Origin of the sequence: Neisseria iguanae, from assembly GCF_003013245.1 — a bacterium.
In the GTDB taxonomy this organism is placed as follows: domain Bacteria; phylum Pseudomonadota; class Gammaproteobacteria; order Burkholderiales; family Neisseriaceae; genus Neisseria; species Neisseria iguanae.
In genome coordinates, this window is the sequence record NZ_PXYY01000082.1 from 295 (window position 1) to 11,553 (window position 11,259).

Annotated in this window: 11 protein-coding genes and 1 pseudogene; 6 read left to right on the top strand and 6 right to left on the bottom strand. The window is 48.1% G+C overall.

Going from position 1 to position 11,259, the window contains the following annotated elements; all coding sequences use genetic code 11:
• Positions 1 to 735: 735 nt before the first annotated feature.
• The 3 genes from ppk1 to C7N83_RS14915 all read right to left on the bottom strand — a co-directional run bounded on the left by ppk1 (position 736) and on the right by C7N83_RS14915 (position 3,831).
• Entirely contained in the window at positions 736 to 2,796 is a 2,061-nt protein-coding gene (gene ppk1, locus C7N83_RS10825; protein ID WP_106742617.1) for a polyphosphate kinase 1, read from the bottom strand.
• A gap of 362 nt (positions 2,797 to 3,158) precedes the next feature.
• Positions 3,159 to 3,287 carry a DUF1382 family protein gene (locus C7N83_RS16650; protein ID WP_281256771.1) on the bottom strand — a complete coding sequence of 43 codons (129 nt, stop codon included), beginning with the start codon at positions 3,285 to 3,287 and terminating at the stop codon, positions 3,159 to 3,161.
• 382 nt (positions 3,288 to 3,669) lie between these two features.
• On the bottom strand, positions 3,670 to 3,831 hold the full coding sequence (locus tag C7N83_RS14915) for a hypothetical protein (protein ID WP_170064898.1): 162 nt from the start codon (positions 3,829 to 3,831) through the stop codon (positions 3,670 to 3,672).
• A gap of 75 nt (positions 3,832 to 3,906) precedes the next feature.
• Here C7N83_RS14915 and fabI point away from each other — a divergent pair, with 75 nt between their 5' ends.
• Complete coding sequence (gene fabI, locus C7N83_RS10835; protein WP_106742620.1) at positions 3,907 to 4,692, top strand: enoyl-ACP reductase FabI; 786 nt, start codon at positions 3,907 to 3,909, stop codon at positions 4,690 to 4,692.
• A 207-nt stretch (positions 4,693 to 4,899) separates the two neighbouring features.
• Positions 4,900 to 5,343, top strand: coding sequence for a large conductance mechanosensitive channel protein MscL (mscL, locus tag C7N83_RS10840; protein WP_106742621.1), 444 nt, complete (start codon positions 4,900 to 4,902; stop codon positions 5,341 to 5,343).
• 217 nt (positions 5,344 to 5,560) lie between these two features.
• Here the strand turns inward: mscL and hslO are convergent, their stop codons facing one another.
• Together hslO and C7N83_RS10850 are read right to left on the bottom strand one after the other, a co-directional pair.
• Complete coding sequence (gene hslO / locus C7N83_RS10845; protein WP_106742623.1) at positions 5,561 to 6,469, bottom strand: Hsp33 family molecular chaperone HslO; 909 nt, start codon at positions 6,467 to 6,469, stop codon at positions 5,561 to 5,563.
• Positions 6,470 to 6,591: 122 nt separating this feature from the next.
• Positions 6,592 to 8,238 (bottom strand): ABC1 kinase family protein, encoded by a 1,647-nt coding sequence (locus tag C7N83_RS10850; RefSeq protein ID WP_106742630.1) that lies wholly within the window; start codon positions 8,236 to 8,238, stop codon positions 6,592 to 6,594.
• Positions 8,239 to 8,539: 301 nt separating this feature from the next.
• Here C7N83_RS10850 and C7N83_RS10855 point away from each other — a divergent pair, with 301 nt between their 5' ends.
• From C7N83_RS10855 to C7N83_RS10870, 4 genes are all read left to right on the top strand, one after another.
• Positions 8,540 to 9,151: a C40 family peptidase gene (locus C7N83_RS10855; protein WP_106742624.1), complete on the top strand. Its 612-nt coding sequence runs from the start codon at positions 8,540 to 8,542 to the stop codon at positions 9,149 to 9,151.
• A gap of 18 nt (positions 9,152 to 9,169) precedes the next feature.
• The gene (locus C7N83_RS10860; RefSeq protein WP_106742626.1) at positions 9,170 to 9,382 is read left to right on the top strand and encodes a hypothetical protein; all 213 of its coding nucleotides are present in this window, start codon (positions 9,170 to 9,172) and stop codon (positions 9,380 to 9,382) included.
• A gap of 837 nt (positions 9,383 to 10,219) precedes the next feature.
• Entirely contained in the window at positions 10,220 to 10,555 is a 336-nt protein-coding gene (locus C7N83_RS10865) for a hypothetical protein (RefSeq protein WP_146135144.1), read from the top strand.
• A gap of 118 nt (positions 10,556 to 10,673) precedes the next feature.
• Positions 10,674 to 10,865, top strand: a complete 192-nt coding sequence (locus C7N83_RS10870) for a hypothetical protein (RefSeq protein ID WP_106742628.1) — start codon at positions 10,674 to 10,676, stop codon at positions 10,863 to 10,865.
• A 141-nt stretch (positions 10,866 to 11,006) separates the two neighbouring features.
• Here the strand turns inward: C7N83_RS10870 and C7N83_RS10880 are convergent.
• A pseudogene (locus tag C7N83_RS10880) lies at positions 11,007 to 11,259 on the bottom strand (hypothetical protein); the annotation flags it as partial.

The following is an 11,259-nucleotide window of genomic DNA, read 5'->3' on the forward strand; positions in this document are numbered from 1 at the left end:
TTGATTAGGGTTTTGCAAAGGGCTCAGGCTGTTTGCATTGGTAATCATCGGGATATTGTCCGACATTTTGGCGTCGTGCTTCGTCATTGATCTTGGTGGGCTGGCGTGCTGTATCACCTTTAGGTTCGGGGTTTCCGTACCATCCGGAAACAGTCTCTTTGCTGATCTTGATACCGCTCTATAACGGCTTATCATTTTTCACTGTTGTCGATGTCATTGAAGACTTTTTGGCGGCATTGGGTGGGGTATGTTATGGGAATTTAAGAAGGCTCGGTTTTGGGGTGATTTTACTATGGCTGATTAAATGAATCATGACGATATGGGATAGGTCGGATTCTTGAATCCGACATTTGTTTAAAAGGGAAAAAACCGTTTAAATTCAAAGCAAAGTTTGCCTTTCGGGGAAATCTCGGATACGAGGTATCCGATCTGCCCTGTGTGTTCATTTTTAAGTGAATAAGCGATAGGAAAAGGCCAGGTTATTTACATTTTTTATGCGAAACAGCTTTTGTTTTGCCGTAATGATTACTTTAGGATTTTTGAGTATTATCAAGAATCGTACGGATTCGTTCTATTTTCGGCATTTCTGAATGATCCGCAATAATCTTAAAATGGATTTCCAGGTAAAAAAACGAAGAGTGTAAACAACGTTGGAATTGCCATAAATAAGGCCGTTTGAAAACATTCTGTTTGCAATGAGATCATGTTTAGACGGTCTTGTCATTAATCGGAAGATTAGCGGCTGTACATTGCCCACAAATCGTCTTGCAGGCTGACCAATGGTTCGCCTTTTTCGGCTTGAACACGGATATATGAGCCGTCAGGCTGCATTTCCCATGCTTTGGTGTTGTCTTCCAATGCCAGCGTCAAACCTTCGTGAATCACGCGTGCTTTGAGTGCTGGATGGAGAATCGGCGTGGCGACTTCAATACGGCGGAAGAAGTTGCGTCCCATCCAGTCGGCGCTGGAAATATAGGTATTTTCTTCGCCGCTGTTGTAGAAATAGAAAATGCGTGAGTGTTCGAGCTGGCGGCCGATGATGGAACGGACGCGGATATTGTCTGACAAGCCTTTTACGCCCGGACGCAGGGTACACATGCCGCGCACAATCAGGTCGGTTTGCACGCCTGCAGTGCTGGCTGCATATAAGGCCTCGATGACTGTCGGTTCAATCAAGGAATTCATTTTGGCGATGATTTTGGCCGGTTTGCCTGCTCGGGCGTTTTCTGTTTCCTGCCGAATGCGGTTGATTATCATCGGATGCAGCGTAAACGGGCTTTGGTACAGTTTGTTCAGTCGCACAGGCTTGCCTAAGCCGGTGATTTCCATGAATAAGGTATTTACATCGGCGGTGATGGCCGTATCATCAGTGATTAAACCGAAATCGGTGTAGATGCGCGATGTGCCTTGGTGGTAGTTGCCTGTACCCAAGTGGGTGTAGCTTTTCAGACGGCCTTCTTCACGGCGGATAACCAAAGCCATTTTGGCGTGAACTTTGTAACCGAATACACCGTACACCACGTGTGCGCCGACGTTTTCCAGTTGCTGTGCCCAGCTTACATTGTTGGCTTCATCGAAACGCGCCATCAATTCGACTACTACGGTCACTTGTTTGCCTGCCAAAGCCGCGCGCATCAGGGCTTTGACCAATTCGGAATGGCTGCCGGTGCGGTAAATCGTCATTTTGACGGCCAACACATCCGGGTCGCTGGCCGCTTCTCGAATCATTTGAACCACCGGATCAAACGACTGGTAAGGATGGTGCAATAATATCGGGCCTTGCCTGGCTAAGTCCAAAACAGAACCGGTTTTGCTCAGTTTTTTCAGACGGCCTGTGGTAGGTGGCGGCGTAAATTTTAAATCGGGGCGGTCAACCAAATCAGGCACGGCATTCAGTCGCACCAGATTCACCGGTCCTTCTACTTGATACATCTCCGAAGGTTCCAATTTAAATTGGTCGAGCAGGAAGTGGCAGATGTGCTGCGGACAGGTATCGGCTACTTCCAAACGCACGCCGTCGCCGTATTCGCGGTCGCGCAATTCACTCTGAATAGCGGTGCGCAGGTTTTCCAAATCATCGTCATCGACTGTCAAATCGCTGTCACGCGTCAGGCGGAATTGGTGACAGCCTTTGACTTCCATGCCTAAAAACAGCTTGTGTACATGTGCGTGCAAAATGGACGACAAAAACACGAATCCTTCGTTGCCGTCACAGATTTCAGATGGCATTTTTACCACACGCGGCAGAATCCGTGGCGCTTGTACAATCGCCATACTGGAAGGGCGGCCAAAGGCATCCGTCCCTTCCAATTCCACTGCGAAATTGAGTGATTTGTTCAACACGCGGGGGAACGGATGAGACGGGTCGAGGCCGATGGGTGTCAGAATCGGCATCAGCTCGTTATCGAAATATTCGTTAATCCATTTTTGCTGTCCGGGCGTCCATGTGTGGCGGCGGTAAAAGTGAATGCCTTGTTTGGCCAATTCCGGTTGCAGCACTTCATTAAAGAGCGCGTATTGTTCCTCAATCAGGGCATGCGTTTGAGCAGAAACACCCTCAAGGGTTTCAGACGGCGTTTTGCCGTTGTCAAGCACAATATGCGGACGGATTTTTTGGTCACGTTTCAGCGACGCGACGCGCACTTCGAAAAACTCGTCCAAATTCGACGATACGATACATAAAAAACGCAAACGTTCCAACAGCGGCACGCTTGGGTCTTGCGCTTGTGCCAAGACGCGGCGGTTGAAAGCGAGCAGGCTCAGCTCGCGGCAAAGAATTCGGTTTTGTTCGGGCATAATCTTCCCCCTGTTCGGGCGTTAAAATAAAGTAATCCGTCTAATACTCAGTATAGCGCGTTTTCAGGGCAGTGTAACCGTGGCAGGCCGGGCGTGTCGGTTTACGCTAAAACGGCAACGGGCAGGGATACCCAAGCTTTGTGAATGTTTGATTAACCTTTGTAGAAAAAACAGATTTGAGTGTGGTTAAAAGCGATAGCGTCCAGAGTGTGCAGACATATGACATATTACGAATAGGCCGGATGTTTGAGAAGTGTGGTGCGAAGAAATGTGCCAATATACCGACGTAGGTATTTTGAATGTCGATTTCTACTTCAATGTTTACGTTTTTTGATAGCTTGGGCTTCATGGATCTTTCCTTTTTATTCATGAATGGCGGCGATTTCGGTAAAGTAGGGAACGGCAATAAAACCGATACCTGCCTTGGTATACGAATCTGCCAGTACCAAACTGTCGCGTAAGCGTTTCGGGGCTTCTCGGGTTAGGTTCATTTTTCAACTCCAATCAAAAAGGCACGTCGCCGTCGATGTCGTCCGGCAACGGCTCGGCCTGTGGTTTCGGCAGATGGGGCTTGTACAAAGGGTTCAGGCCGTCTGATATATTGGGGCGGCACAATATTTTCAGACTGCCTCAAGGTAGGTGGACTGGTGATTCGTTCCAGTGCTGAAATTCATTCAAAATAGCGGCAAGACATTATTTTGAGCGCAAACCAAAAGTTTTGCCGTGTCATCCCATCTTTTTCAGACGGCCTGATTTTTACCGATAAGCTGTCTGAAATCTTGATGGGTAAACTGGTGAATACATCCCAAATGTATTGATCAGCAGCCGTATCGGTCGGCTTTACCTGTGGTGGGCTTGGCGCGTCCAGTTCGTTTACAGACCTGGTTGCAGCTGCCGATTTTTACCTTGTGTTCGCCGTTGGCTGCCAATATGAAAACGCTGGCGCAAAAGGCCATTTGAAAGGCGGTTTGTTTTTGTTCCAAAACAACGGCTTTTTGCTATAATGCTCGGTTTAACAACATCTTCGCTTTCCATGGCAACGGCCAAGCCGCAGCGCGGTTGTGTGGTTTAGGGAGGCTGTCAGTGCAACACCACTTTAAAGGATAAAAAATGGGTTTTTTGCAAGGTAAAAAAATTCTGATTACCGGTATGATTTCCGAGCGTTCTATTGCTTACGGCATCGCTAAAGCCTGCCGCGACCAAGGTGCGGAATTGGCGTTTACTTATGTTGTTGACAAATTGGAAGAACGCGTGCGCAAAATGGCTGCCGAATTGGGTTCTGATTTGGTATTCCGTTGCGATGTCAATAACGATGCCGAAGTGGAACAAATATTCGCCGATTTGGGCAAAAGCTGGGACGGCTTGGACGGCTTGGTACACGCCATTGCCTTTGCACCGAAAGAAGCCTTAAACGGCGACTTTCTCGACAGCATCAACCGTGAAGCATTCAATACTGCGCACGAAACCTCTGCGTACAGCCTGCCTGCTTTGGCCAAAGCTGCCCGCCCGATGATGAAAGGCCGCCGTTCCGCCATCGTGGCATTGAGCTACTTGGGTGCCGTGCGTGCGATTCCGAACTACAACGTGATGGGCTTGGCCAAAGCCAGCTTGGAGGCGGCCATCCGCTTTACCGCTTCAGCCGTCGGCCGCGAAGGTATCCGCTGCAACGGCATTTCTGCAGGGCCAATCAAAACCTTGGCCGCTTCCGGTATTGCCGATTTCAACAAATTGTTGAGTCATGTGGCATCGCAAAATCCGCTAGGCCGCAACGTGACCATCGAAGAAGTCGGCAATGCCGCAGCATTTTTGTTGTCGGACTTGGCTTCAGGCATCACCGGCGAAATCACGTATGTCGACGGTGGCTACAGCATCAATGCTTTGAGTGTTGGGGAATAAAATAAAACAGGCCGTCTGAAAGTGGTGAAAAAGTAACACCATCATTTCAGACGGCCTTTATTTCATATGAGTGGCATGTCAACCCTGTTATTTGTAGAGAAAATGCAAAATTTAACTTTTATCAAAAAATATTAACAACTAAAGCGTTATTATCCCTACCTTCGATTTATAATCTAAATTTCTTAACACAGTTTCAGGAGTTTAAATATGTCTATTGCATCAGAATTTAAAGAATTTATCATGCGTGGTAACGTGGTGGATTTGGCAGTCGGTATGGTTGTCGGCACTGCGTTCAGCGGCATTGTCAAATCATTGGTTGACGACGTAATCATGCCGCCTATCGGTATTTTGATCGGCGGTGTGGATTTCTCTAACCTGTTCATCACCTTGAAAGACGGCGTACCGCCCACAGGCGAAGCAGGTTACGCGACTTTGGAAGCTGCAAAAGCAGCAGGCGCGGTAACCCTAAACATTGGTTTGTTCATCAACACCTTGATCAGTTTCCTCATTATTGCCGCTGCTATTTTCTGCGTGGTGAAATTGCTGAATTCAATGAAAAAAGCAGAAGCGCCCGCCGAAGAAGCACCGGCTGAGCCATCTGAAGAAGTATTGCTGTTGCGTGAAATCCGTGATTCTTTGAACAGCAAATAATTATTAGGGCGTGTCCTCATTTCATCATGCGGTACTTTCCGGCATAAAGACCGTCTGCTGCGTTGGAAATGAGTGCAAAGGTGTCCAAACATTGCCGCTACGCTGTTTTTACCGGCGTAGTGTGTAAAAAACCGTTCTCTTTGAGTATCATCTTTTTCCGCTCGAAAATCTGCGGCGCAGACAAAATGCGGACACGCCCTGTTTGATTTCTTAACCTTTATTGAATCCGTTGAGTTTCCTGACGCAAGGCCGACACATTTATTCCAAACAAAGCATTCACATCAGTTTCGTCAAACACATATTTTTCATGACAGAAATCGCAATCAACCGCAATGCTGCCTTGCTCTGTGACCACACTGCTGACTTCTTCACCGCCCAGCATCAGCAGCATATCGCTGACTTTACCGCGCGAGCAGGTGCAAGCGAATTCGATGTTTTCCGGCTCGAAAACGCGTGGCGGGGTTTCGTGGAACAAACGGTATAACACATGTTGCGCGTCCAAACCGGTCAGCTCTGCGACAGTAATCGTTTGTGCCAGCGTGCTCGCATGTTCCCAAGCTGCCGTATCGATCTCTTCTTCCGGCAAGCGTTGTAACAGTAAGCCGCCGACGCTGGTGTCTGAAGCGGCCAAAACGATATGCGTGTCAAGCTGCTCGGAACGTTTCATATAATTCATCAACATTTGCGCAATATCGCCGCCTTCCAAAGGTACAATACCTTGCCACGGCTCAGCATCTTTCGGTTGCAAGGTCAACACGAATACGCTGTTTTCACCCAACAAACCGGTCAGGCTTTCATCATCGGCGATGCCGGCATGTTCATCCCAGCGGGCGGTTGCACGTACGGTTTGCTCAGAAGTGGCTTCCACCACCAACATTTTCAGACGGCCTTGACCTTGTACCTGCACAATCAGCGTGCCGTCGATTTTCAGATTGCTTGACAATAACACCCCGGCGGCCAATAATTCGCCCAAAGCGCGTCTGATGGCGGCAGGGTAGTGTTTTTGTTTCACGATGTGTTGCCAAACCTTTCCCAAGCGGACGTGCAAACCGCGCACCGGCATATCGTCGAAAATAAAGCGCGTGCGGGTATTGTCAGGATGGAGGGCGGCAAGATTGTGTGTCATGATTTTCTCTGTTTGAATTTTGAATAATGAATTACCCGCTATATGGTTGCGCGTGCGGATAAATCAAGGCCGTCTGAAAGCAAACACGTTCAGACGGCTTTTTTGATGATGGCAAAGCGGGGTTAATGCCGTCCGGAACGCCAAATCGACCACATGATCCACAGGCTGTTGGCAAACGCGAACAGGTAGCCGAGAAATCCGATGAATTTCGGGCCGGTTTCTATGCTCATGACGATGGACGAGCCGATAATCAGCGCGGCGGTGACGATGCCCATAGTCAGGCGGTTGGTGGCGCGGTCGATTTGGTGGCTGAGCTGGTCGAAGCGTTTGAAATCGAGGGTGACGCCCATTTGTCCTTTTTGCAGGCGGCGGCTGAGACGGAATAGGTTTTGTGGCAGTTCGTCGGCGGCCTGCAACAGGGTTTGCATGTGCATTTTGCTTTTGCGCAGGATATGTTCGGGCGATGTGCGTTCTTTAAAGGCGGCAAAGACGATGGGTTTGGCGCGTTCAAGCAGCTCGATTTGTCCGTCGAGCCGCTTAACCACGCCTTCAAGCGTAATCAGCGTTTTGAACAGCATCACTAAGTCACCCGGAAGGGTCAGGCCGTGGCGGCGCATGATTTGGGTGATATCATTGATGACTTGGCTGATGCGCAAATCGCGCACAGGGGTGTGTTCGTAGTTGAGCAGCATTTCCAAGACATCGGCACCGAGCAGGTTTTCATCGGGTAAATCGCCTTGCGCCCAGTTGCTCAGCACATATTGCATGGTGAACTGGTCTTTATGGGCGAGCGCGTTGATCAAATCAATGATTTCGCGGCGGCGCGTGCTACTTAAGTGCCCGACCAAGCCGAAATCAATAAAGGTAATGCGGCCGTCTGTATTGATGAAAATATTGCCCGGATGCGGGTCGGCGTGGAAGAAACCTTGTTGCAGAATCATGATGAACAAGATGTCGGTGATTTGCGCAGCCAAGCGGCTACGGACTTCCGGTTCGAGTGTGCCGGTATCGATGTTTTTCAGTAACGTATCACTGATATGTTCCTGAACCAGGATCAGGCGGTTGGACAATTCAGGATAAACTTTCGGCACATGAACCGATTCGTGGTGCTCGAAAGTTTTGCCGAAACGCTGCATATAGCGCAATTCGACCGACAAATCTGTTTCTTTGGCCAAGCTACGTGCGAAATACTGCACCATCTGCACCGGCTGGTATCGGCGCATTTCGGGGATTTCCGATTCAATCAGACTGGCGATGTGGTTGAGAATGCGCAAATCGGCCTGAATCACGGGGTCGATGTCGGGGCGTTTGATTTTCACCGCTACGGTTTCGCCGTTAAGCAACACGGCTTGATGTACTTGGGCGATTGATGCGCTGCCGATAGGATGAGGCCGGATGGATTTGAAAATCTCCCGCACCGGCCTCCCAAGCTGCGATTCAATCAGCTTGTGGATATTGTTGACCGGAATTGGCGCAACATTGCTTTGCAGACGCTCGAATTCTTCAATCCATTCTGCGCCGAAAATATCCACGCGGGTGGACAACACTTGGCCGAGCTTGATAAATGTTGGGCCGAGTTCTTCAAATGCCATGCGGAAACGGCGCGGTGTGCTCAAATAATGGCTGTCGGGGTCGGCTTTTTTTCGGTCGCTCTGATGCGCCAGCTTGATGCGCTGTACAAAGCTGTCCAAACCGTGTTTGGTCAGAATGGTAATAATCTCGCGCATTCGGGAAAGGTCGCGCATTGCCAGCAAGGTGGGAATCATCATCATTTTTCAAATTTATAAAAATTGTTTAAAAACAAAATGTTAACGCAATATAACTGTTACTTTTTTGCCAAGATTCCGATTTTTTAATACAATCAAAAAGATAACATTTAAGATACAGCATAACATAATAAAACAGACAGTATATAGGGCTTGTTGGCCGCAAACGTTTGACCTGAAAAATGCCGGTGCCGTACCGCAAATCAGCGCAAGCCTTCAAGCTTGCCGTGTTTTTTGCCGTGATTCGATATTTTGCAGGTAGAGCGCCAATGCTTAAGGCCGTCTGAACACGTGGAAGTAAGGAATGAACCGTTTCGTAAAACTGACGGCGGTATTGGCTTCGGCCTGTATGCTGTTTTCCGGTATAGGCATAGCGCATGCCGACGATTTGGAAAACATGCTGAGCAACCGGCAGCAGATTCTCAATCAATTTAATCAAGATACCAACCACAATGCCCAAACCCAGCTTATGTCCATCCACGTCAATCCGCCTGCGGTCGAACAATTGGAAGGCAGTGCCGACGAATTAATTAAAAGCGCCATGGGTTTGCTCGGTGTGGCTTACCGCTACGGCGGCACTTCAGCGCGCACCGGCTTTGACTGCAGTGGCTTTATGCAACATATCTTCCGCCGCACCATAGGCTTGAACCTGCCTCGCACCTCTGCCGAGCAAGCCAAAATGGGTGCACACGTCAACCGCAGCGAACTGCAGCCGGGCGATATGGTGTTTTTCCGAACGATGGGACGCGGGCGCATTTCCCACGTCGGTCTCTACATCGGCAATAACCGCTTTATCCATGCACCGCGGACGGGCAAAAACATCGAAATTACCAGCTTGAGCAATAAATACTGGAATTCTAAATACGCCTTCGGCCGTCGTGTGAAGAAAAACGATCCGACACGCTTTTTAAATTAAACAAGGAAATGCAGCAGTATGAGTATGCCTGAAATGCCGAAATGGTACAGCGACGACGGTAAGATTGTGTCATGTACTGAAAAAGTGAAAGTGATGAACGAAAACATGAGCGAGCTGTACCAAATGGCACAAGATGCCTTTGAAGACGCGCTGTTGATGGGATGTGGAGAAGCGCAGTTGCGCGATTATCTGAAAACCCTGATGGAAGGTTTGGAAAACCCTTACCGGTGATTTATCTTCTAAATAAAACAAACGCCATTCGTGAAGAATGCCGTTTGGCGTTTCAGACGGCCTGAGACCGTTGCAAAAAACCCCCTAAAACTCCTCTAAATTTACCATGAAAGAATAAAGAATTTAGAGGAGTTTTCCATGGGCAGCTTCTTCCACCAACAAGCCTAAATCATGATGGCTAAACACATTGACAACGCTCTTTTCATCAAATCCAACCAAGTATTGGCTGCCCGTCGAACAACTATCATTTACCTCCGCTACCGTCCATGTTCAAAGCCATAGTACCCGGTCGGAGGCACCGCCTTTCCGGTCCCGAATCGGAACGTCGTCCGGCTACCTGCTTAGATTTCCATTTCTTCTGCGGCTTCTACGATATTGCCTGACTCGATTAAAGCCTTCATCCTCCGTTTTCGCAACCGGCCGGCACAAAATGGCACTTTATCCCGGCCGGCCGCCCCGGTTAACCGCGGGCTTAAATAGCTTACTGCTTTATTACAAATGAGAATTATATCTTCTTTAAAACAGGAATAACCATATGGAAGCCTTGGTATATTTCGCTATATTTTTAGTATTCGGTGTGATACCCGGATTTCTGATGGGCGTATCATTTTATAGGAAAAGAACGCAGAGAAATAATAAGGAAAGCTCATGATTGCTTTGATTGCCATCGTATTGATTTTTTCTATCTTCGGTAGCATTGGTTTTATCTCGGGATAGGTATTTGCGGCATGGGACAAATGGAGCGGGATTTTAAGTTCGCCGAAAAGGTTTCTGTGATATCTACTCGGGTTGGCGGTGTTGTTTTTGGTTTTGTTCGGCGACGAGATTGTCGGCAAGATGCAGTTTGATGCATTGTGCAGAAAAGCGGAATTTAAGTTATTGGTTGATGAGGCTGAGCTTAAAGATAAAAAATTAATTGCGTATCGTACAGAACGTATAAGGATGCAACATACATGGATACCCACTTGGTCTATCCGTTATACATATAAAGATGCAGTATTAGAAAAAACCTATTTCTTATCAATTTCATATTCTGTTTCCCGCGGTTGGGTAGCAGATATAGTTAGATTAAGGAGTGGTTATCCTTTGGTTTTTACAAATACATTCTGTGACGGTTCTCAATATATGGAGTTACAGAAAAAATATAATTTTTCAGTTGTTGATACAAAATGAGGATAATTGAATGAATGCATTACAAAATACATATATTAATGCGGTATTGTCTGATGCAGTATAAGCAAATCTAAATAATCTAGCAAATAAAACAACTAGAGAAGAATTGGATAAGCGTATGGCTTCTACACAAGCACAATTTATCGACGATAACTTCGAAGTGCTTGCAGTTAAAGAAACCAATGATTGGGTGGGTAGCGGATTTGATGCCGTTATCCGGCGCGGTAAGGAAAACGGCATTGCTGCCGGAAAAATCTTTGTTTCTTTACGCAGCACGGAAGAGGCCGTTCAAAATCCTGTGTCAGCTTGAATTCTGCAACCGGATAATGCCGGCCGGCTGTCAAAACAAACCGCCAACTGCGGGAGCGTCTGCCCCCGGTTTGCAATCGGCATCGTCCATTTCCCCGAAGCCTTACCGATACCGCCATATAAAAGCTTCAACAAGCCGGTTTCATTGGGGAATGCGCCTTGGGTTTTGGCCAGCTTCCGAAACTGGCGGTGTACCGCCTCTGCCAACCGCCAACTGCGGGAGCGTCTGCCCCCGGTTTGCAATCGGCATCGTCCATTTCCCCGAAGCCTTACCGATACCGCCATATAAAAGCTTCAACAAGCCGGTTTCATTGGGGAATGCGCCTTGGGTTTTGGCCAGCTTCCGAAACTGGCGGTGTACCGCCTCTGCCGCATTGGTCGTATAAATCGGTTTG

Excerpts from the sequence above, each read along its gene's own strand:
- hslO (WP_106742623.1), bottom strand. The coding sequence starts at position 6,469 with ATGACACACAATCTTGCCGCCCTCCATCCTGACAATACCCGCACGCGC.
- C7N83_RS16650 (WP_281256771.1), bottom strand. The coding sequence starts at position 3,287 with ATGAACCTAACCCGAGAAGCCCCGAAACGCTTACGCGACAGTTTGGTA.
- fabI (WP_106742620.1), top strand. The coding sequence starts at position 3,907 with ATGGGTTTTTTGCAAGGTAAAAAAATTCTGATTACCGGTATGATTTCC.
- C7N83_RS10850 (WP_106742630.1), bottom strand. The coding sequence starts at position 8,238 with ATGATGATTCCCACCTTGCTGGCAATGCGCGACCTTTCCCGAATGCGC.
- ppk1 (WP_106742617.1), bottom strand. The coding sequence starts at position 2,796 with ATGCCCGAACAAAACCGAATTCTTTGCCGCGAGCTGAGCCTGCTCGCT.
- mscL (WP_106742621.1), top strand. The coding sequence starts at position 4,900 with ATGTCTATTGCATCAGAATTTAAAGAATTTATCATGCGTGGTAACGTG.
- C7N83_RS10870 (WP_106742628.1), top strand. The coding sequence starts at position 10,674 with ATGGCTTCTACACAAGCACAATTTATCGACGATAACTTCGAAGTGCTT.
- C7N83_RS14915 (WP_170064898.1), bottom strand. The coding sequence starts at position 3,831 with ATGGAAAGCGAAGATGTTGTTAAACCGAGCATTATAGCAAAAAGCCGT.
- C7N83_RS10855 (WP_106742624.1), top strand. The coding sequence starts at position 8,540 with ATGAACCGTTTCGTAAAACTGACGGCGGTATTGGCTTCGGCCTGTATG.
- C7N83_RS10860 (WP_106742626.1), top strand. The coding sequence starts at position 9,170 with ATGAGTATGCCTGAAATGCCGAAATGGTACAGCGACGACGGTAAGATT.
- C7N83_RS10865 (WP_146135144.1), top strand. The coding sequence starts at position 10,220 with ATGCAGTTTGATGCATTGTGCAGAAAAGCGGAATTTAAGTTATTGGTT.